Origin of the sequence: Alcanivorax sp. REN37 (genome assembly GCF_041102775.1) — a bacterium.
Lineage (GTDB): Bacteria > Pseudomonadota > Gammaproteobacteria > Pseudomonadales > Alcanivoracaceae > Isoalcanivorax > Isoalcanivorax beigongshangi.
Genome location: NZ_JBGCUO010000001.1, coordinates 1959057 through 1979093 on the forward strand (window position 1 = coordinate 1959057; position 20037 = coordinate 1979093).

General features: G+C 63.4%; 19 protein-coding genes and 1 tRNA gene. 7 read left to right on the forward strand and 13 right to left on the reverse strand.

Annotation, left to right across the window (positions count from 1 at the left end; genetic code table 11):
• Positions 1-6 precede the first annotated feature (6 nt).
• Both AB5I84_RS08915 and AB5I84_RS08920 read left to right on the forward strand, forming a co-directional pair.
• Entirely contained in the window at positions 7-435 is a 429-nt protein-coding gene (locus AB5I84_RS08915; RefSeq protein ID WP_369455502.1) for an acyl-CoA thioesterase, read from the forward strand.
• Complete coding sequence (locus AB5I84_RS08920) at positions 435-1412, forward strand: zinc-binding dehydrogenase (RefSeq protein ID WP_369455503.1); 978 nt, start codon at positions 435-437, stop codon at positions 1410-1412. The genes AB5I84_RS08915 and AB5I84_RS08920 overlap by 1 nt, the downstream gene beginning before the upstream one ends.
• Here the strand turns inward: AB5I84_RS08920 and surE are convergent.
• Positions 1409-2197, reverse strand: a complete 789-nt coding sequence (gene surE / locus AB5I84_RS08925) for a 5'/3'-nucleotidase SurE (RefSeq protein WP_369455504.1) — start codon at positions 2195-2197, stop codon at positions 1409-1411. The genes AB5I84_RS08920 and surE overlap by 4 nt on opposite strands.
• A 62-nt stretch (positions 2198-2259) precedes the next feature.
• Positions 2260-2916 carry a TetR family transcriptional regulator gene (locus AB5I84_RS08930; protein ID WP_369455505.1) on the reverse strand — a complete coding sequence of 219 codons (657 nt, stop codon included), beginning with the start codon at positions 2914-2916 and terminating at the stop codon, positions 2260-2262.
• Positions 2917-3256: 340 nt separating this feature from the next.
• Between AB5I84_RS08930 and AB5I84_RS08935 the strand changes: the two genes are divergently transcribed.
• Entirely contained in the window at positions 3257-4327 is a 1071-nt protein-coding gene (locus AB5I84_RS08935) for an efflux RND transporter periplasmic adaptor subunit (RefSeq protein WP_369455506.1), read from the forward strand.
• Positions 4328-4330: 3 nt separating this feature from the next.
• Entirely contained in the window at positions 4331-7465 is a 3135-nt protein-coding gene (locus AB5I84_RS08940) for an efflux RND transporter permease subunit (RefSeq protein WP_369455507.1), read from the forward strand.
• Positions 7466-7529: 64 nt separating this feature from the next.
• Here the strand turns inward: AB5I84_RS08940 and AB5I84_RS08945 are convergent, their stop codons facing one another.
• The 7 genes from AB5I84_RS08945 to AB5I84_RS08975 form a co-directional block, all read right to left on the reverse strand.
• Entirely contained in the window at positions 7530-8087 is a 558-nt protein-coding gene (locus AB5I84_RS08945; RefSeq protein ID WP_369455508.1) for a dihydrofolate reductase family protein, read from the reverse strand.
• A 337-nt stretch (positions 8088-8424) separates the two neighbouring features.
• Positions 8425-9210 (reverse strand): SDR family NAD(P)-dependent oxidoreductase, encoded by a 786-nt coding sequence (locus AB5I84_RS08950; RefSeq protein ID WP_369455509.1) that lies wholly within the window; start codon positions 9208-9210, stop codon positions 8425-8427.
• An 18-nt stretch (positions 9211-9228) separates the two neighbouring features.
• Positions 9229-9993, reverse strand: coding sequence for an SDR family oxidoreductase (locus tag AB5I84_RS08955; protein WP_369455510.1), 765 nt, complete (start codon positions 9991-9993; stop codon positions 9229-9231).
• Positions 9994-10025: 32 nt separating this feature from the next.
• A complete protein-coding gene (locus AB5I84_RS08960; RefSeq protein ID WP_369455511.1) occupies positions 10026-11063 on the reverse strand; it encodes a phosphotransferase in 1038 nt (345 codons plus the stop codon).
• A gap of 19 nt (positions 11064-11082) precedes the next feature.
• The gene (locus AB5I84_RS08965; RefSeq protein WP_369455512.1) at positions 11083-12294 is read right to left on the reverse strand and encodes an acyl-CoA dehydrogenase family protein; all 1212 of its coding nucleotides are present in this window, start codon (positions 12292-12294) and stop codon (positions 11083-11085) included.
• 40 nt (positions 12295-12334) lie between these two features.
• The gene (locus AB5I84_RS08970) at positions 12335-13018 is read right to left on the reverse strand and encodes a histidine phosphatase family protein (RefSeq protein WP_369455513.1); all 684 of its coding nucleotides are present in this window, start codon (positions 13016-13018) and stop codon (positions 12335-12337) included.
• A 213-nt stretch (positions 13019-13231) separates the two neighbouring features.
• Positions 13232-14212, reverse strand: a complete 981-nt coding sequence (locus AB5I84_RS08975; protein ID WP_369455514.1) for a GlxA family transcriptional regulator — start codon at positions 14210-14212, stop codon at positions 13232-13234.
• 116 nt (positions 14213-14328) lie between these two features.
• On the opposite strand from AB5I84_RS08975, the gene AB5I84_RS08980 reads away from it, so the two are divergent.
• A complete protein-coding gene (locus AB5I84_RS08980; protein ID WP_369455515.1) occupies positions 14329-14877 on the forward strand; it encodes a cysteine hydrolase family protein in 549 nt (182 codons plus the stop codon).
• Between the two features lie 83 nt (positions 14878-14960).
• On the opposite strand, the gene AB5I84_RS08985 is transcribed toward AB5I84_RS08980, so the two are convergent.
• From AB5I84_RS08985 to AB5I84_RS08995, 3 genes are all read right to left on the reverse strand, one after another.
• Positions 14961-15051, reverse strand: a tRNA-Ser gene (locus tag AB5I84_RS08985).
• A gap of 128 nt (positions 15052-15179) precedes the next feature.
• The gene (locus tag AB5I84_RS08990; protein WP_369455516.1) at positions 15180-15644 is read right to left on the reverse strand and encodes a YiiD C-terminal domain-containing protein; all 465 of its coding nucleotides are present in this window, start codon (positions 15642-15644) and stop codon (positions 15180-15182) included.
• Positions 15637-16200: a nitroreductase family protein gene (locus AB5I84_RS08995; RefSeq protein WP_369455517.1), complete on the reverse strand. Its 564-nt coding sequence runs from the start codon at positions 16198-16200 to the stop codon at positions 15637-15639. Before AB5I84_RS08995 ends, AB5I84_RS08990 begins: the two co-directional genes overlap by 8 nt.
• Before the next feature lie 135 nt (positions 16201-16335).
• Between AB5I84_RS08995 and AB5I84_RS09000 the strand changes: the two genes are divergently transcribed.
• A complete protein-coding gene (locus AB5I84_RS09000; RefSeq protein WP_369455518.1) occupies positions 16336-17841 on the forward strand; it encodes an adenylate/guanylate cyclase domain-containing protein in 1506 nt (501 codons plus the stop codon).
• A 28-nt stretch (positions 17842-17869) separates the two neighbouring features.
• A complete protein-coding gene (locus AB5I84_RS09005; protein ID WP_369455519.1) occupies positions 17870-19351 on the forward strand; it encodes an AbgT family transporter in 1482 nt (493 codons plus the stop codon).
• Between the two features lie 166 nt (positions 19352-19517).
• Here AB5I84_RS09005 and AB5I84_RS09010 read toward each other — a convergent pair whose 3' ends face one another.
• The gene (locus AB5I84_RS09010; protein ID WP_369455520.1) at positions 19518-19991 is read right to left on the reverse strand and encodes a GNAT family N-acetyltransferase; all 474 of its coding nucleotides are present in this window, start codon (positions 19989-19991) and stop codon (positions 19518-19520) included.
• Positions 19992-20037 lie beyond the last annotated feature (46 nt).

A 20037-nucleotide genomic window follows, 5' to 3' on the forward strand; every position in this document is an offset into this window, starting at 1 on the left:
CCCCTGATGAGAGAACCCCGCGGCCAACGGGCCAACTACCGTTACTTCGCTCCGATCACCACCCGCTGGCACGACAACGATGCCTACGGCCACATCAACAATGTGGTGTATTACAGCTATTTCGACACCGTCGTGAACCAGTTTCTGATTGCTCAGGGGCTGGATCTGAAAGACGACAGCACCCGCGCGCTGGTGGTCAGCTCCGGCTGCCAATACCACGCTGAAGCGGCTTACCCGGACGCACTGGAAGGTGCCCTGAAAGTGCGCCGGTTGGGCAACAGCTCGGTGGAGTACGGCTGTGCGGTGTTCCGCCAAGGCGACCCGCAACCGGCAGCGGAAGGTTTCCTGGTGCATGTGTTTGTTGACCGCCACCACCGCCCGTGCCCGATTCCCGCCGCCCTGCGCGCCGCGCTGGCCACCTTGGAGAACCCGTGATGAAAGCCTGGACCATTGAAGACCGCGCGCTGGTGCTGCGCGACCACAGCCCGGAAGCCCTAGGCCCGGAATCGGTGCGGGTGCGAGTACGCGCCATCGGCGTCAACCGCGCTGATCTGTTGCAAGTACTCGGCCGCTATCCGGCGCCGGCCGGTTTCAGTCAAGCCATCCCCGGCCTGGAGTTCGTCGGCGAGGTCTTGGAGTGCGGTGAACGTGCCCTAGCTTGGCGTACCGGCGAGCGGGTGATGGGGTTAATCCCCGGCGGTGCCTACGCCGAGCAGGTGGTAGTGCATGAACGTGAACTGCTGCGGGTACCTGACTGCAACGGCAAGCCCCTCAGTGATGCCGAAGCCGCCACCCTGCCGGAAGCCTTTTTGACCGCTTACCGCGCACTGTTCGTCGAAGCCGGTGTGCAACCAGGCGACTGGTGCCTGGTGCGCCCCGCCAGCGCCGGCGTCGGGCTGGCGGCGGTGCAGCTGTGCCATGCACTGGGTGCCCGCCCGATTGGCAGCAGCCGTGATCCGGCGCGGCTCGATAACGCGCGCGCCTTCGGTTTGCAGGCGGCAGTAGAAGAAGGCCCAGAACTGGCGGCAGCGATCACGGCGGCCACCGGCGGCGCCGGCGTGCGCGCGGTGCTGGATATGGTCGGACCGGACTGGTCAGCGTTGTTGCCCGCATTACAACCGGAAGGCTGCATTGCCCTGATCGGGCTGCTCGGCGGCGGCCGCACCGAACTCGATCTAGGCATGCTGTTGATGCGGCGCCAACGGCTGCTGGGTTTGACCATGCGCAGTCAACCATTGGAGCAGCGCATCCGCGTGGCGCAGTGGTTCAACCAACGGTTGGCGCCGCTCTTCACCGCCGGTCGTCTGCAACCGCTGCCGCTGCAAGATTTCGCGTTTGCCGCCGTGGCCGAGGCGCACGCGCACATGCGTGACGACCCGTTCTCCGGCAAGCGGGTATTGCTGCTCGATTAATCCTGCTCAAACAGCGCTGGTGCGGCGCGCAAGGCGTCCACCAGCGGCTGGTCACAGCGCGAGGTTTGCAGCGGCATCACCGCAATGCAGCCCTGTTCCAGCGCCACCACATCCGAATCCGCTGCCGTGACCCCCTGCGGATCACGACGGAAGGTTAACCACTGGTAGGGCAAACCGCGGCCGTCGGTACCGTGCTTCAACCCCGGCCGCGGCACACTGCCGCGCAGCTGGCGGGTGATGCGAATCGGTACGCCCGGCGCAGGCGCAGCGGGAAAATTGATGTTCCAGCAACGCTCGCCGCCCTGCTGCGCCACCAGCGTGCGCACCAGTGCCGCCGCGTGCTGGCGCGCTGGCGACCAATCGATTTGTTCACGCTGTTCATAGGACTGGCTCAACGCCACCGCCGGCACCCCAAGATGGGCCGCCGCCAGCGCCGCACCGACGGTGCCGGAATACATCACCGCATCGGACACGTTGGCACCGCAGTTGACGCCGGACAGCACCAGGTCCGGCGGCGCGCCATCGAAGAACGCCGCCATCGCATACAGCACGCAATCCGCCGGTGTGCCAGACAGCGCGTAGCGCCGCTCACCACGCGGATAGCAGCGCAGCGGCTGGTGCAGGGAAATGGCTTGCGCGACACCGCTCTGGTCGTGTTCTGGTGCCACCACCCAGACCTCAGCGGCCAATTCGGCTGCAATGGCCGCAGCCACCGCCAGTCCCGGCGCGTCGATGCCGTCGTCGTTGGTGACCAGCACACGCTGGAACAGGAAGGATGAACTCATGGCGGGCTCCTTGTGCAAGCTCAGCGCTGCACCATAGCCCCCCGCCGGAACCGGCGCCAGTATCAGACCTCGGCGCAGGCCAGCGCCGGTCGGCGCAGCTCCGGGCTTTCGCGCAGCAGGAACAAGAAGGTATCGACCAACACTTCGGCGTGCTCACTCAGGTCGAAGAAATCCGGCCGGACCACCCACGAAAACAGCAGTCCGACCAATTGCGCATGCAGCTGGGTAACCGCGCAACGTACGCTCAGGTCCTGCGGCAGCTGGCCGAGTGCCATGGCGCGTTGAAATACCCGCGTCAGCGCGGTGGAGAACCGCGCGAAACCATCTTGGCGATGACTCAGCAGCGGCAAGGTCTCGGCGGTGTACTCGCAACGCAGGAAGCAGATCTCAAACACCCGCCGGCGCGATTCGTCGCGCTGCAGTTCGCCGATCTGGCCGAGCAAGATCTCACGCAGCCGACCAAGCGGGTCTTGTTCGTCATCGCTACCCGCAGCAAGGAACAGCTGGTCGTGGCCCATGTGGTGGCGTTCGACCATAGCAATGAATACGTCGTACTTGTTTTTGAAGTGCCAATAGATAGCACCCCGGGTGACCCCCGCTTGCTGGGCAATATCGTTGAGCGCCGTCGCTGACACACCAAGGCGATGGAACACCTGCTCGGCAGCATCCAGTATCTGCTCGCGGGTCTCCTGCGCTTCGGCTTTAGTACGACGGGCCATGGGAATCCTTAACAACCGGTGAGTGAAAAAATACGCTTAACCAAGCTGCCCGGGACTATACATACGTTTGTGAATGTATGTATAGTCCCGGGTCATTCGGAACGTGTCTCAATGCCATTTCGTGCTGTTGTTTGCGCCGCTCTTCCCCGTAGCTCCCGGCACAATTTTACGGCATGGCTGCACCGACCGAGTCAGACTCTTACATTTATTCAGAACCAGACGCGAAGAGGTTTCTATGCGCATTGGTCACATCCGCCCGGGCGTCCTGCTCCTGGCGGGCGCACTGCTTGCCGCTTGCAGTGACAAACCTGCAGCTCCGCCGGCCCAGAGTGCACCTGAAGTGGGCTACATCACCCTCCGCTCTCAGTCCCTCACGCTCGATCAGCAGCTGCCGGGTCGCACTACTGCCTACCAAGTCGCGGAAGTGCGGCCGCAGGTCAGCGGTGTGATCCAAAAGCGCCTGTTCGAGGAAGGGGCGGAGGTCAACGCCGGCGATCCGCTATACCAGATCGATGACCGCCTCTATCGCGCCGAGGTCCGCAACGCCCAGGCCAACTTGGCCCGCGCGCGCGCCACCGCCCAGAGCAGTCAACTGACGATCCAGCGCATCGAAAAGCTGGCCACCGTCAAAGCGGTGTCCGAGCAGGAGCACGACGAAGCACGCGCCCGTCATCAGGAAAGCCAGGCGGCGGTAGCGTCCGCCGAAGCGGCCCTGCAAAGCGCACAGATCAACCTTGATTACGCGCTGATCCGCGCGCCGATCAGTGGCCGCACCGGCCGCTCCTCAGTGACCGCCGGCGCGCTGGTCACCGCCAACCAGGCGCAGACGCTGACCACCATTCGTCAACTTGATCCGATCTATGTGGACCTGACCCAGTCGCACCGCCAGCTGCAACAGCTGCGCGAGGCTTGGAGTTCCGGCCAGCTGGAACAGGTTAGCGATGACGAAGCGCGGGTGGTGCTGGCGCTGGAAGACGGCACCGTTTACCGCCACGCCGGCCGCATGCAGTTCTCCGAGTATGCGGTGGACGAAAGCACCAACTCGGTGACCTTGCGTGCGCTGTTCCCGAACCCGGACGGCGACCTGCTGCCGGGCATGTTCGTGCGCGCACGGCTGCCGGAAGGTACCCGCGACAACACTATTCTGGTGCCGCAGAAAGCCTTGGTGCGCGATCCGCGCGGTAACGGTTTCGTATGGGTGATCCGCGCCGACAACACCTTGGAACGCCGCGCCGTGACCGCACCGCGCGCCGTCGGCAGCGACTGGCTGGTGACCGAAGGATTGAGCGACGGCGAGCGCATCGTGGTGGACGGCATGCAGCGGGCACAACCCGAGATGCCCGTGACACCGACCTCCCAAGATCCCGGCAACAACGCCAACACTGCATCCAGCCCAAAAAGCGGGAAGTAACCCATGGCCAAGTTCTTCATTGATCGCCCCATCTTTGCCTGGGTGATTGCGATCATCATCATGTTGGCCGGCTCGCTGTCGATCATGCAGCTGCCGGTGGAGCAGTACCCCACGGTGGCGCCACCGGAGGTGACGATTCGCTCCACCTACACCGGTGCCTCGGCAAAGACACTGGAAGATTCGGTGACCCAGGTGATCGAGCAGCAAATGAACGGTCTCGACGGACTGCTCTACCTGCGCTCCACCAGTGATTCCACCGGCAGTGCCCAGACCATCCTCACCTTCGCGCCGGGCACCGATCCGGACATCGCTCAGGTGCAGGTGCAGAACAAGCTGCAACGGGCACTGCCGCTGCTGCCGCAACAGGTGCAAAACCTCGGCGTGCAGGTCAGCAAGTCGTCCGACTCGTTCCTGATGGTGGCCGGCTTCATCGCCTCCGGCGGCAGCCTCGACCGGGCCGACATTGCCGACTACGTGGCCTCCAACGTGCTCGACCCGCTCAGCCGGGTGCCGGGTGTCGGCCAGGTGCAGTTGTTCGGTGCGCCCTACTCGATGCGCATCTGGCTTGATGCCGAGCAGATGAATGCGTTCGCGGTCACGCCGCAGGATGTGCTGCAAGCGATCCAGGTACAAAACAACCAAGTGCCCGGCGGCCAGATCGGCGGCGCGCCGGCTGTGGCCGGCCAGCAGATTTCCGCCACCATCATCGCCCAGACCCGGCTCGAATCACCGGAGCAGTTCGGCAACATCCTGCTGCGTGTACAGGCCGACGGCTCGCAAGTGCGCCTGAAAGATGTGGCGCGGGTGGAGCTGGGCTCGGAAAACTACGCCATCGAAAGCCGCTATAACGGTTTGCCGGCGGCGGGCATCGGCATCAACTTGGCGACTGGCGCCAACGCTCTGAACACCGCCAAGGCGGTACGTGAACGCATTGCCGAGTTGGAAGCCTTCTTCCCCAATGGATTGGAGGTGGTGTTCCCCTACGACACCACGCCGTTCGTGCAAATCTCCATCAAGGAAGTGGTGAAGACGCTGTTCGAGGCGATCCTGCTGGTGTTCTTGGTGATGTTCCTGTTCCTGCAGAACTTCCGCGCCACGCTGATTCCAACGCTGGCGGTACCGGTGGTGTTGCTAGGTACTTTCGGGGTGCTAGCGGCATTCGGCTACTCGATCAACACCCTCACCATGTTCGGCATGGTGCTCGCCATCGGGCTCTTGGTGGATGACGCCATCGTGGTGGTGGAAAACGTGGAACGGGTGATGGCCGAAGACGGCCTGTCGCCACGGGAAGCCACGCGCAAATCCATGGGCCAGATCACCGGCGCGCTGGTCGGTATTGCCTTGGTGCTGTCGGCGGTATTTGTCCCGATGGCATTCTTCCCCGGTTCCACCGGCGCCATCTACCGCCAGTTCTCGATCACCATCGTGTCTGCCATGGTGCTGTCGGTGGTGGTGGCCATCGTGCTCACGCCGGCGCTGTGCGCCACCATGCTCAAGCCGCTGAAAGCCAATCATCATGAGAAGCGCGGGTTCTTCGGCTGGTTCAACCGCTCGTTCGATAAGACCACCAACAAGTACCGCGACAGCGTGTCCTACATCGTCACCCATCGACTGCGCTTCCTGCTGGTGTACGCCGGCATCGTGGCGGTGCTGGCATTCGCCTTCAACCGCATGCCCACCGGCTTCCTGCCGGACGAGGATCAAGGCATCGTGCTGGCTCAGGTGCAGTTGCAGCCGGGTGCGTCGATGGAGCAGACGCAGGAAGTGATTGCCAAGATGCAGCGCTACTTCGCTGAAGAAGAGCAGGACGGCGTGGAATCGATGTTCGGCATCACTGGCTTCAGCTTCTCTGGCCGTGGTCAAAACATGGGCTTGGCGTTCATCCGTCTGAAAGACTGGGATAAGCGCGGCGACAATGACAGCGTGCAGCAGATTATCGAGCGCGCCGGTAAGTTCGCCGGCACCATCCGTGAAGCGCAGGTGTTTGTGCTCAACCCGCCGTCGATTCCGGCATTGGGGGTGGCCAGCGGCTTCAACTTCCAGCTGCAAGACCGCGGCGGCCTCGGTCACGATGCACTGCTGGCAGCACGTAACGAGCTGTTCCGCAAAGCGGCCGGCGAACCCAGCCTGATCGCGGTGCGCCCCAACGGCCAGGAAGATGCGTCGCAGTACCAGATCGAAGTGGACCAAGCCAAGGCGCAAGCGCTCGGCCTGTCGCTGTCGGACATCAACAGTACGCTGTCGATCGCTTGGGGCTCCAACTACGTCAACGACTTTGTTGACCGTGGCCGGGTGAAGAAAGTGTACGTCCAGTCCGACGCGCGCTTCCGCATGATGCCGGAGGACCTACGTCACTGGTACGTGCGCAACAATCAGGGTGAGATGGTGCCGTTCTCTGCCTTCGCCACCGGCGAATGGACCTACGGTGCCCAGCAGCTGGAGCGCTATAACGGTGTGTCTTCGATGAACATCCAGGGCAACGCGGCGCCGGGCTTCAGTACCGGTGATGCAATGGCCACCATGGAGCGCATTGCTGACACCCTGCCGCTTGGCATCGGCTACGAGTGGACCGGCCTCTCTTACCAGGAAAAGCAATCCGGCAACCAAGCGCCGGCACTGTACGCGCTGTCGATCTTGGTGGTGCTGCTGTGTCTGGCAGCGCTGTATGAGAGCTGGTCGATCCCGTTCGCAGTGGTACTGGTGATTCCGCTCGGGGTGCTCGGTGCGGTGCTGGGCGCCAGCTATCGGGAACTGGCTAACGACGTGTTCTTCCAGGTGGGGCTGCTGACCACCATCGGGCTGTCGGCGAAAAACGCGATCCTGATTGCGGAATTCTCCAAAGACATGGAAGACGCTGGCCAGTCGCTGCTGCATGCCACGCTGGAAGCGGTGCGCATGCGTCTGCGCCCGATCCTGATGACGTCGGCGGCGTTCATGCTGGGGGTGACCCCGCTGATGCTGTCCACCGGCGCCGGCGCGGCCGCGCGTCAGGCCATCGGCACTGGCGTGTTCTGGGGCATGTTCACCGCAACCGTACTGGCGATCTTCTTCATTCCGCTGTTCTATGTACTGGTGCGTAAGCTGTCCGGGGTGCCACTCGGTTCCCCCTACGCCCGCAAGGACCTGCCGACGGCGTGATGCCGGCTGCGACCTAAAAAGAGCGCTCTCCGGAGCGCTCTTTTTTTGCCTGCCGCAAACCAGCTCAAGCGTCGCGCTGGACGCGGTAACGCAGCTCGACCATGCCAGCGCCTTGCTGCTGCACCGACTGCAGTTGCAGCGTCGGACTCAGAATGCGGCGCGGCAGCAACGGCTTGCCGCTACCCAGCGTGGCGGAGCCGATTTGGATCACCAGCTCATCCAGCAGCCCAGCGTCGTAGAACTGACCGGCCAGGTCACCGCCGCCCACAATCCATAATTGGCGCTCGCCCGCCGCGCTCTGCATAGCAGCGTGCACCGGACGCACGTCGCCCTGCACGAAATGCAGCGTCGCACCAGCAATCGCCGGCAGCGGCCGGTGACTGAACACCCAGGTCGGTGCCTGATACGGCCACGCTGAGCCAGTCTCCGCCAGCACTGCATCGCCGTGGTCCAACAACCATTGATAGGTGGCCGCACCCATCGCCAAGGCGCCCACGCCGGCAATGAAATCAGGAAAACTAGAATGCTGCAGAGTGCCGAGCGGGAACAGCCATTCGAGGCTGTCGTCTTCGGTGGCAAGAAAGCCGTCGAGACTGGAAGCGGTGTAGTAGACGGTGCTCATGATGGCGGCTCAAGCGGCTAGGAAGCGCCAGCTTGGCAGTGGCTCTGGGCGCTGACAAGCACTGCCAGTCACCGCCGTTGCAGCCTGGGTATGGCACTCGGCTTCAGTGACCGCAGTGGTCATCAGGTCGCCGCACCCATGTCTGTTAAGGCCAGCCCGCCCGGTTCACAGCCGCCGCGCACCACCGCGGATCACTCAGGACCGCGCCTGCGCCGCACAGCAACGGGCAGCCGCTCACAAGGAGTTCACAACATCGTGGAGAGCAGCAGGAAGCCGCCCACCGCATCACTGCGGAGGGCGGCGGAAGCGGCGCACCGGACGGCGCGCCGCCGGACCGTCACAGTGCTGACACACCGCCGTCCACGGCAATCGCTTGGCCAGTCATGAAGGTGTTGCCGGGTGACAACAACATCAACATCACGGCGATGATTTCCGAAGGCTGGCCTAACCGCCGCATCGGACAACCGGACTCCAGCAGCGCATGGGCGTCAGCGGTGTCGCCACCGGGTACCAGCACCGCGTTGTCCACCAGCGGAGTATGGGTGTAGTAGGGGCAGATGGCGTTGATGCGTAGCCCGGCGCGGGCATGCTCCACCGCCGCGGTGCGCGTCATGCCGACCACCGCGTGCTTGGCGGCGGCATAGGCACCGATCTTCGGTGCGCCATTCAGACCGGCCATGGAGCTGACGTTAAGAATGGTGCCACGTCCCTGCCCGGTCATCTGCCGCAGCTGATGCTTCATACCAAACAGCACACTGCGCACGTTGACTGCGATCTGCCGGTCGAACATGGCTTCAGTGATGTCTTCGAAAGCGGTAAACGGATGGCCAATGCCAGCATTATTCACCGCCAGCTCAAGACTGCCAAAGCGTTCCACCGCCACCGCGACCAACCGCTCAGCGGTCGCTTCGGTGGACACATCCGCCACTTCCGTGACCACTTCCGCACCGGCGGCGGTGAGATCCGCCGCCAGCGCTTCGAGGCCGGCTTCATCAATATCGCTGGCCACCAACCGTGCACCGCGTAACGCCAGTGCTTCCGACAGCGCACGGCCCAAGCCGCTGGCGGCCCCGGTTACCAAGGCCACTTGGCCAGAAAAATCCAATAATGGGTCGCGTTGCATCCTGCAGTCCTCGTCAGGTCAGATGGTCAAGCCGCCGTCCACCACCACGCATTCGCCAGTGACATAACTGGACGCGTCGGACACCAGGTAAAGCACGGTGCCCGCCATTTCCGCCGGTTCCGCATGGCGCTTGAGCGGAATTTTCGACACCGCTTCGTTGTAGATGTTTTCGTGGGTAAACAGCGCCCCGGCAAACTTGGTCTTGGTGAGACCCGGCAGCAGCGCGTTGACACGAATATTGAACTCCGCGCACTCCTGGGCGAAGGCTTTGGTCATGCTGATCACTGCGGCCTTGGTCACCGAGTACACGCCCTGCAGCATGCCCGGAGTGAGGCCATTCACGGAGGCAGTGTTGACGATGGCACCGCCACCGCTCTCACGCATCAGCTTGGCGCCCTCCACTGACATGTAGAAGTAGCCGCGCATGTTCACGTCCATGGTTTTATCGAACGCTTCCACCGGCGTATCAAGAATGTGGCCAAAGTACGGGTTGGCGGCCGCGTTGTTGACCAAGATATCGAGCCGCCCGTGGCGCTCGCGCAGAGCGGCGAACGCGGCTTCGATCTGTGCCATCTCGCCGATGTGGCAGGCCAGCGCCTCCGCCTTCCCACCCTGGGCGCGAATGTCTGCCGCCACCGCCTCACAATCTTCCAGTTTGCGGCTGGACACGATCACCAGCGCGCCCTGCTCCGCCAGCAGCCGGGCAATGGCTTCACCGATACCACGGCTGGCGCCGGTTACCAGCGCAACTTTGCCGGTCAGATCAAACAGTTGAGTTGCCATGATTCAATTCTCCTTGTCGATCGGCACGGTGCTTAAGCACCGTGGGTAACAATATCCATTGCCGCTTGCGCCAGCGGCTCCACCACCGAGCCGGCCTGCTGCGCTTGAGCGCTGCTGGCGTTGCCGTCCTGCGCGCGCTTGGCCACGCCTTGGGCGATGGCGGCGAGGCGGAAGAAGCTGAACGCCAGATAAAACTCCCAGTGGTCGATGCCACTGAGGCCGCGACGCCGGCAGTACGCCGCCACATATTCTTTTTCTGACGGGATGCCGAGCGCAGCGCGATCGAGACCGCCGAGCCCACGCAGCGAACCGCCAGCACTGCCGGCTGGCATGCGCAACTGCATGCACTGATAAGCCAGATCCGCCAACGGGTGGCCGAGGGTGGACAGCTCCCAGTCCAGCACTGCAATCACCTTCGGCTGGTCAGCGGCCCACATCATGTTGTCGAGGCGGAAGTCACCGTGCACCAGCGATACTTGGCCGTCATCGGCGGGCAGGTTCTGCTCCAGCCACGCCATCAGGTCTTCCATGGCCTCGATGCGGCGCAGCTCGGACGCCCGGTATTGCTTGCTCCAACGACCGAGCTGACGCTCGAAGTAGCTGCCCGGGCGGCCGTAATCAGCCAACCCGACTGCCTCCACATCGACGCTGTGCAGCGCCGCCATCACCCGGTTCATCTCGTCGTACATGGCGCTGCGGCTGGCGTTATCGAAATCTTCCAGCGACGGCGCCCAGTAGATGCGGCCCGGGCAGAACTCCATCACGTAGAACATGGAGCCGATCACCTCGCGGTCTTCGCACAGGTGAATCATGGTCGGCACCGGCACGTCGGTGTTCTTGAGCGCCTGCATCACGCGGAATTCGCGGTCCACCGCATGCGCCGAGGGCAGCAGCTTGCCCGGCGGCTGGCGACGCAGCACGTACTGGCCAGACGCCGCCTCCAGCTTGAAAGTGGGGTTCGACTGACCGCCATCGAACTTGGTGGCGGTCAGCGGGCCACGGAAGCCCGGCACGTGCTCGGCGAGGTAAGCACCGAGCGTTTCGACATCAAGCGTGTTGACTTGCGACATGCTGTGATCCTTGCAGTGATTACTCAGCGTACTGGGCGGCCAGATTGCGGCCCAGCTGCATCATGTGAACTTGGTCCGGACCGTCCGCCAGACGCAGGGTACGGGCATAGGCAAAGAACTTGGCCAGCGGCAGGTCTTGGCTCAAGCCCACCGCGCCGTGCACCTGGATGGCACGGTCGATCACATTCAGTGCCATGTTCGGCGCCACAATCTTGATCATGGCGATCAGCTCTTTAGCGCCTTTATTGCCTAGGCGATCCATGGCATCGGCTGCTTTCAGCGTCAGCAAACGCGCCTGCTCAATTTCGCAGAATGATTTGGCGATGTCTTCCCGCACCGAGCCTTGCTTGCTCATCGGCTGGCCGAACACCACGCGGTCGTTGACCCGCTTGCACATCAGCTCGAACGACTTCTGCGCGGCACCGATCAAGCGCATGCAGTGGTGGATGCGGCCTGGACCGAGGCGACCCTGAGCAATTTCAAAGCCGCGTCCCTCACCGAGGATGATGTTTTCCACCGGCACCCGCACGTTGTCGAAGATCACTTCGGCGTGGCCTTCTGGGGCGTCATCGAAGCCGAGCACGTTCATCGGCCGCTTGATGATCACTCCGGGGGTGTCGGTGGGCACCAGCACCTGCGACTGCTGCAGGTGGCGGTTGGGATTGTCCGGGTCGCTCTTGCCCATCACGATCATGATTTTGCAATCGCGGCAGTTGAGGCCGGAGATGTAGAACTTGCGGCCGTTGATGACGTACTCGTCACCCTCACGGCGGATGGAGGTCTGGATGTTGGTGGCATCCGAGGACGCCACTTCCGGCTCAGTCATAGCAAAGGCTGAACGGATCTCACCGCGCAGCAGCGGCTCCAGCCATTGTTTCTTTTGCTGCTCGTTGCCGTATTTGGCCAGCACTTCCATGTTGCCGGTGTCCGGCGCTGAGCAGTTGAACACTTCAGCCGCCAGCTTGAAGCGGCCCATTTCTTCCGCCAGCGGCGCGTACTCAAGGTTACTGAGACCGGCGCTGTAATCACCGTATTCCTTCGGCAAGAACAGGTTCCAGAGCCCAGCCTCGCGCGCCTTGGCCTGCATTTCACGCATTACCGGCGGCGTCGCCCAGCGGTCAGCGGCGAGTTGCTCGCAATAGGTTTCCCACTGCGGCACCACTTCCTTTTCGATGAACTCGCGGACTTTGAGACGCAGCGTTTCGACTTTTTCGCTGTATTGGAAATTCATGATTCTCTCCTTGCTGAAACCGATGCCCGGCGCTGGCCGGTCAACTATAGGTAATGGCGCGTTGACGCTGCGGCTGTTCCAGGTGCGCCACCTGATTGAACGCCGCCAGCCGCAACACGTCGCGGTTGTAGAACACCTGGGTCACCGAACTGTTGCGGATCTGCAGGTTAAGCTCGATCACATGCCGGTCATCGGTACCGAGCATGTGTTTCATGCACATGGCGATCACACCGCCGCTGGTCACCACCAACAGCCGTCGACGGTCAGCGTGGGCGGCGCGAATATGGTCAAGCACCGCCGCCACGCGCTGGGAAAATTGCTGCCAAGATTCAGGCAGCCGATCCGCCACCAACTGCCCCTGCTGCCAGGCGCTCATGGCCTCTTTCAGCAGCCGGTAATAGACCTTCGGCGACGCTTGTTTATCGGACAGGTCGAATACTGGATTCTGTGCAAGGTAAGCGTTGACCACCGACTGGAAATCAAACTCGTTGAGGCCCGCGTGGATTTCTGGCTGCAGCTGCAGCCCGGCGCCGTCGCACAGGGCTTCGGCGGTTTGCCGGTGCCGCGCCAGTTCGCCCATCAGCAAGCCGTCCACTGACACATCAAGCTCGCGGAGGTGCTCACCCAGCCAACGCGATTGCTGCGCGCCCAGTTCTGACAACTGATCGTAATTCTCTGCACCGAACGACGCCTGGCCGTGCCGGATCAGGTAAATCTCTGCCATGGGAACGCCTTTTATTGGAGTCGTTGGGCGGTAATCAGAGGTTCCGAGCATAGCGCGCCACCCTGAATTGATTAAATGCATTGTGGTCATAGCCACCCATTCATTTAGCGCATAGATGACGACACGCCCTAGTGTCCCACCGCTACTGCATTCCGCGCCCTACAACGCAAAACGCCCGCATCAGGCGGGCGTTCGGGCATGCTCACAGCGACGCTAGCGCGGTGTCGGATCGGCACTGCCGTGGAAGCGGTGCCGGCACTCACTGGGCGACAAGCCAACAAAACGCCGGAACACCTTGCGAAATGCGCCGGCATCCCGGTAGCCCACATCCCAGGCAATCTGCTCCACCGACAGCGCCGTGAATTGCAGCAGTTCACGGGCGCGCCCAACCCGCAGCCGCTGGCAGTATTCGGTGGTGGTCATGCCAGTGGCCTTCTGGAAGCGACGCAGGAAGGTGCGCGGTTCCAGCTGCGCCTGGGCCGCCAGTACCGGCAGCGCGATATCCTGGGCCTGGGTGGCCTGCAACCAGTGCTGCACCTTCAGCACTGCCGCATCGCCATGGGCCAGCGGCGGCGAGAACGCACTGTAGTAGCTCTGTTCACGGCCGGCCGGGTCGATCAGCAGCATACGAGCCGTCTCGATCATCACCGAGGCACCGAGGAATCGGTCCACCAGCCGCAACCCCAGATCGGTCCAGGCCATGGCGCCGCCGGCGGTAACGATATCGCCGTCATCAATGATCAACCGGTCTACGTCCAATAGTGCCGTCGGAAAACGACGCTGAAACAGCTCGGCATAGGCCCAGTGGGTAGTGACAGTGCGCTGGGCCAACAAGCCGGTTTCGCCGAGCAGGAAAGCGCCGGCACACACCGAGCCGAGCATGGCACCTTGGCGATGATGATGGCGCAGCCACTCCGCCCAACGTGCAGCGGCTTCCGCGTCCACCGGATCGTCCAGCGTGGGCGGCACGATCAAGGCCGCCAGCGGTTGCTGGGCGCCGGGCAAGCTGTCGAACACCCGCGTCGGGTTGCTCTCAACGCCCTGATGCTGCCAATGGCCGACCCGCAGCCGAGGCCCTTCGGGCGGCGCAAAGCGGTTTGCCATGGCGAGCAAATCGGTGAGTCCCAGCACCGCAGCCTGCTGCGCGCCGGGATAGAGCACCAAGCCAATGTCGATGCTCAGACTTTGGTTCATATGTCGTTTCCAACCCTGAATATGTCGATCGCGACCCTCGTCGCCCTTGCCCATCTCTCCCACACTCGGGCCACGTTTTCATTGACACCCATCCCGCTATAACAAGGACAAGCATCATGAGCCAACGCGCTGTCGTCGTGGTCGACATTCAGAATGAATACTTCCCGCAAGGCAACTTCCCGCTGGTCGGCATCGAAGCCGCCGCTGCCAACGCCGCCAAAGTGATTGCCGCCGCACGCAGCAACGGCGATCTGGTCATCCACGTCCGCCACGAAATGCCGGGGCCGGACGCCCCGATTTTCGTACCGGGCAGTGACGGTGTACGCATCAATGAGCGGGTCGCCCCGCAGGACGGTGAGACCGTGATCGTGAAGAACTTCGCCAACTCGTTCCGCGAGACCGCACTCAAGCAGCTGCTGGATGATGCTGGTGTCACGGAAGTCGTGGTGGTCGGCGCCATGAGCCACATGTGCATCGACGCCACCGTGCGCGCAGCAGTGGATTTCGGCTACACCACCACTACCCTGCACGACGCCTGCGCCACCCGCGATCTGGAATTCGGCGGCCACACCGTGCCCGCCGCCCAAGTGCACACCGCGCAGATGGCGGCATTGGCTTTTATGTATGGCGAGGTGACCGACACCGCCAGTTTCTTGGCACGCTGAAAAAGCGAGCGCGGCGGACACCGATCAGCCGCGCTCAAACAGGCATAAAAAAAAGCCCGTGCAGTGCACGGGCTTTTCTTGTGTGGCGGTGAGGGAGGGATTCGAACCCTCGATACGCTATAAACGTATACACGCTTTCCAGGCGTGCTCCTTCAACCACTCGGACACCTCACCGGAGAAGAATTCAGGCAACGCGCTAACGGCCTGATTCTGACGGCTTTTTGAGCACCAAACGGGCCACCATCAGAGGGCGCGTAGATTACCCGAGTCCTTTCGGGGACGCAACGCTGACGGCTGCTTTTTCAGTGCGCCGGGTCAACCCGGCGCGCCAAGTAGACGGCATCGAACTCCGACGCCAGCTTGCCGTGCGGATCACACAGGGTCACGGTCAGCATCAGTACCGCCTTGCCCTTGCGCGCGTAGCGTTCGCGGAACAACGTCAACGCATCATCGCTGGCGCGGGCAGTGATCACCGCATCCGCCGCCAGCGGCGCCAAGTAACGCAGAGACGATTCCACCGCCACCACGTTGTTGCCCAGATCGCTGTTCACCGCTTCTGCTTCCAGCGTGGTCAACGACCAGCCGGCCAGCGTCAGCAGCGCCGACTGGCTGCCAGCAAAAAAAGTGCCTTTATCGTTGATGTGCGGTGCCAACGGCGCGGTCATCCGCAACTGGCCAGGGCGGTGCTCGGCCAGCGTGAAGCCGAGCTGACGGGTCAACGGGATACGGTCGCAGATGCGCTCGGTGAGCGCAGTCAGGTCAGTCATGGGGCAGTGCTCGCAGGTAGGGGCCGACCTCTTCCGCCGGCACTTTCTTCACTGAGCCGCTCGGCGTTCCCAAGTACAGGAAGCCGACGATCTCAGCTTGTTCGGAAAAACCGAGTTGCCGTTTGAGATGGGGATTGGTGGCCATGTCACCGGTGCGCCACATGGCGCCGAGCCCCATACCGTGGGCCGCCAGCAGGATGTTCTGGGCCGCTGCGCCAGCGGTGAGCACTTGGTCGATTACCGGAATACGGTCACCGGTGAGCACATCGGCCACCACAATCAGAATCGTCGGCGCGCGCAGCGGATTGCTGCGCAGCTTGGCGCAGGCGGCAGCGGACGTCTCTGGCTGCTGGGCCAGCTGGGCGGCTACAAACCAGTCACCGAGTCGGGCCCGATCCGCGCCGCTGACAACCATAAAGCGGGTCCGGCGCAAAACACCGTGATCTGGCGCGCGCAGCGCCGCCTCCAGCATCTGCGTCAATTGTGCTGCGCTGGGGCCGGGTTCAGCCAACTGGCCCACCGATACCCGCGATCGCAGCGCATCCAACAACTCCATGCGTCACCTCCGTGGCCGGGCGTCCCCCGGCTGCCCGATACAGGCCGGCGATTGTAACACCCCTGCTGTCTGCTGCGCGGTTGACGGCAAGCGTCGGTGGATTAAGCTCTGGGCTGCTTGCCGTACCGAGATGCCATGACCGCCGTCACTCCCCTGTCCGTGTCGCAAACCCAGCTGCGACGCCAGACCATCCAGGTACGCTGGATCGCCTTCCTGGTGGCCGCCGCCACCTTGGCCGCCGGCCTGTATCTGGGCGCCCTCGGCACGGCGCAAATAGTGCTCACCGGCATCTTGCTGATCTACCCGCCGCTGACCCAATGGGCGCTGCAACGCCGCCAACAAGAACCCCACTCGCTGCTCATGCAGCTGGATGCGCTGATGCTCGGGCTGTGCCTGCCAGCACTGCAATTTGCGCCGGTACCGTCGGCCACCGTGCTGATCATGGTGCACGCCAACGCGGTTACCAGCGGCGGCATCCGCCCCTGGCTACTGAACCTGCTGCTGACCGCGCTCGGCAGCGCCCTCGGCGTGCTGGTGTTTGGTCCGTACTGGATGCCGCCGGACGCCACGCCGGCGGCACAGACCGCCATCGCTCTGCTCGGCCTCGGCGCTTATGTGGGCGTCAGCGCCCGTTTCGCCCATCAACAGACCCAAGCCGCCAGAGCTGCCCAGCAGCATTTGGCCCAACAACAACGGCAGGCGGTGGAACTGTCGCGCAAGCTGGCGCGCTATCTGTCACCCCAGATCTGGGGACAGCTGTTTTCCGGCCGCCGCGATGCGCGGCTGGAGACCCGGCGCCGACCGCTGACGGTGTTTTTCTCTGATATCGAAGGTTTCAGCGCGCTCTCGGAAGCACTGCCACTGGATACCCTGACCCGGGTGCTGAACAGCTATCTCACTGAAATGACCCGCATCGCGCTGCGCTATGGCGGTACCGTGGACAAATTCATCGGCGATGCGCTGGTGGTGTTTTTCGGCGATCCCACCAGCCGCGGGCTGCGCGACGATGCCTTCAATTGCGTGGCGATGGCGCTGGAAATGCAGCAGCAGATGCAGTTGCTGCAGCAACGCTGGCGCCGCGAAGGCGTCACCCAGACACTGGCGATCCGCATCGGCATCAACTCCGGCAGCATCACAGTAGGCAATTTCGGCACCCCATCGCGGATGGACTACACCATTCTCGGCACCGACGTGAACCTCGCCAGCCGGCTGGAGGGCGCAGCGCGGCCGGGCACCATTTTGATCTCCGAGCGCACCTTCCATTTGGTGCGCGACCGCGTGATCGCACGCCAGTTGGCGCCGCTGAACGTGAAAGGTTTCAGTGCGCCACAGACGGTCTATGAAGTGCAGCACCTCAGCCAACGCCTGCAAGGCACCGGCTTCACGGCGGTGCAGACCGAGGGTTTCACGCTGCACTTGGATTTGCAGCGGCTGCCGGCAGAGGAGCGGCCACGGGTGCTGCGCGCGCTGGCCCAGGCCGGCAAAGCACTGATGCAGCAGACCCAGGTGCAACTGGATACCGAGTTGGAAGGTTTTTCATTGCATGTGGACAGCAGTCGCCTGCGCGAGCGCGACTGCCGTAAAGTGATTGAGTTGCTGGCCCAGCACGCACGTCGGGTGCAGCAACACCGGCCTCAGTAATCAGCCGCCCCGTCAAGGATGCCGCGATATGGAACAGAGCTCCCGCACCACCCGTTTCCTGCGCCATGTGGAGCGCGTCGGCAACCGCGTGCCGCACCCGGCACTGCTGTTTGTCGGCCTCTGTGCGCTGGTACTGGTGCTGTCAGCGCTGCTGGCAGCGCTCAAGGTCGGCGCCGCCCACCCCTTGAACGGAGAGCCGGTGGCGGTGCGCAGCCTGCTCAGCGGCGAGGGCCTGCGTTACATGCTCGCCGAGGCAGTGCCGCAATTTACCCAATTCGCTCCGGTAGGGCTGGCGTTGGTGGCACTGCTGGGCATTGGTCTCGCCGAGCGCAGCGGCTTACTGGCGCACTTGCTCGGCAGCTTGGTCAAGCGTGCCCCACAGGGACTACTGGTGCCGACCGTGGCGTTTGCGGGGGTGTTGTCGAACCTGGCCATGGACGCCGGTTATGTGGTGTTGATCCCACTGGCCGGTGTGCTGTTCCAGTTGGCGGGCCGCCACCCAGTAGCCGGCATTACCACCGCGTTTGCCGCCGTCTCCGGTGGTTTCAGTGCCAACGTGCTGCTCGGCCCCACCGACGTGATCCTGTCGGGCCTGACCACCGAAGCGCTGCGGCTGCTGCACCCGGAGGCAACGGTCGGGGTCGCGGCCAACTATCTGTTCATGCTGGTGTCGTCGGTGCTGGTGACGGTGCTGGTCACCGTGGTCACCCAGTGCTGGGTGGAGCCGTGGTTGGGTGCGCCGCCGGCAACCAACAACCCGCTTGAGCAGCCGCAACCGTCGACCCCGGCGCTGATCTGGGCAGTGACCGCCATGCTGCTTATGACGCTCGCAGTGCTGGCACTGGCGCTGCCGGCCGGCGCGCCTTTGCGGGGGCCGGACGGCGGTCTGTTGCCGTCGCCGCTGGTGGACCACAGCGTGGTGCTGATCAGCCTGATCGCGGCGGTGGGGGGCGTGGTGTATGGCCGCCGTCAGGGAGCGTTCCGCGACAGCCGGCGCATCATTGAAAGCATGGAGCAAACCTGGGCCAGCCTGGCCGGCTACTTGGTGCTGATGTTTTTCGCGGCGCAATTCGTCGGCTGGTTCAACTGGTCGCACATCGGGCTGGTGACCGCCATCGGCGGCGCGCGCGGGCTGGAAACACTGGCGCTGTCACCGCTGTCGATGGCGCTAGCGGTGGTGGTACTGACGGCGTTGCTGAACTTGCTCATCGGCAGCGCCTCGGCCAAGTGGGCGATCTTGGCACCGGTGCTGGTGCCCATGTTGGCGCTGTTGGGGCTGGACGCTGCCACCACCCAAGCCGCCTACCGCATCGGCGATTCCACCGCCAACGTGATCACGCCGCTGATGCCCTACTTCGTGTTGATCCTCGGCTTCATGCGTCATTACCAACCACAGGCCGGGGTGGGCAGCTTGTTAGCATTGATGCTGCCTTACAGCCTAGTGCTGATGCTGGGCTGGAGCGTGTTGCTGGTGGTGTGGATGCTGGCCGGCTGGCCAATGGGATGGTAACGGTTGGCAGCGGATAGGCTACCTAGGCATCGCATCTGCTCACGCTGAACAGACTTCGGTGTGCTGCTTTCACGCAGCACCGCGCGTGTGCTGACGGCAACCGCCTGCGCAGAGCCAGCCGACGTTCCACTTCTGGCGGACGCCGCCAAGCTGAACGGCAAAGCGGTCAGTCATCCAGACGCCGCCGGTACACCACCGCGGCCGGCCGCCACCCGCGACTCATGTAGAACACCCGCGCCGGGCGGTTCTCCGCCAAGGCAGACAGTTCCATGTAGTCAGCACCGCGCGCCCGGCCCCACTGCTCTGCCGCCGCCATCAAAGCACTGGCCACACCGCCGCGCCGGGCCGATTCCGCCACCAGTACATCCACCACATATACCAGCGGACGCGGCTGCACGCTGGTGTAGTCCGGCGTGTGCTGCAGTTGCAGCATTAGAAAGCCGACCACCTCACCGCCCCGCTCCGCCAACAAGATGTCCGCCGCCGGATCAGTCAGTGTGCGCTGCAGGAATGCCGCATCCGGCTCTGCCGGTCGCAGGTAAAACGGCTGCCAATCCGCCAGCAGCTGGAACAGCTGCCAGTACAGCGGTGTGATCTGCGCCAAGTCAGCCGCCCCGGCGGTGCGTACTTCCACCTTCACCAGCCACTGCTCCAAACCGTGTTTTGAAGCCGCCGACGATCATCCG

Coding starts and splice junctions, on each gene's coding strand:
- AB5I84_RS08915 (WP_369455502.1), top strand. CDS start 7: ATGAGAGAACCCCGCGGCCAACGGGCCAACTACCGTTACTTCGCTCCG.
- AB5I84_RS08920 (WP_369455503.1), top strand. CDS start 435: ATGAAAGCCTGGACCATTGAAGACCGCGCGCTGGTGCTGCGCGACCAC.
- surE (WP_369455504.1), bottom strand. CDS start 2,197: ATGAGTTCATCCTTCCTGTTCCAGCGTGTGCTGGTCACCAACGACGAC.
- AB5I84_RS08930 (WP_369455505.1), bottom strand. CDS start 2,916: ATGGCCCGTCGTACTAAAGCCGAAGCGCAGGAGACCCGCGAGCAGATA.
- AB5I84_RS08940 (WP_369455507.1), top strand. CDS start 4,331: ATGGCCAAGTTCTTCATTGATCGCCCCATCTTTGCCTGGGTGATTGCG.
- AB5I84_RS08945 (WP_369455508.1), bottom strand. CDS start 8,087: ATGAGCACCGTCTACTACACCGCTTCCAGTCTCGACGGCTTTCTTGCC.
- AB5I84_RS08950 (WP_369455509.1), bottom strand. CDS start 9,210: ATGCAACGCGACCCATTATTGGATTTTTCTGGCCAAGTGGCCTTGGTA.
- AB5I84_RS08955 (WP_369455510.1), bottom strand. CDS start 9,993: ATGGCAACTCAACTGTTTGATCTGACCGGCAAAGTTGCGCTGGTAACC.
- AB5I84_RS08960 (WP_369455511.1), bottom strand. CDS start 11,063: ATGTCGCAAGTCAACACGCTTGATGTCGAAACGCTCGGTGCTTACCTC.
- AB5I84_RS08965 (WP_369455512.1), bottom strand. CDS start 12,294: ATGAATTTCCAATACAGCGAAAAAGTCGAAACGCTGCGTCTCAAAGTC.
- AB5I84_RS08970 (WP_369455513.1), bottom strand. CDS start 13,018: ATGGCAGAGATTTACCTGATCCGGCACGGCCAGGCGTCGTTCGGTGCA.
- AB5I84_RS08975 (WP_369455514.1), bottom strand. CDS start 14,212: ATGAACCAAAGTCTGAGCATCGACATTGGCTTGGTGCTCTATCCCGGC.
- AB5I84_RS08980 (WP_369455515.1), top strand. CDS start 14,329: ATGAGCCAACGCGCTGTCGTCGTGGTCGACATTCAGAATGAATACTTC.
- AB5I84_RS08990 (WP_369455516.1), bottom strand. CDS start 15,644: ATGACTGACCTGACTGCGCTCACCGAGCGCATCTGCGACCGTATCCCG.
- AB5I84_RS08995 (WP_369455517.1), bottom strand. CDS start 16,200: ATGGAGTTGTTGGATGCGCTGCGATCGCGGGTATCGGTGGGCCAGTTG.
- AB5I84_RS09000 (WP_369455518.1), top strand. CDS start 16,336: ATGACCGCCGTCACTCCCCTGTCCGTGTCGCAAACCCAGCTGCGACGC.
- AB5I84_RS09005 (WP_369455519.1), top strand. CDS start 17,870: ATGGAACAGAGCTCCCGCACCACCCGTTTCCTGCGCCATGTGGAGCGC.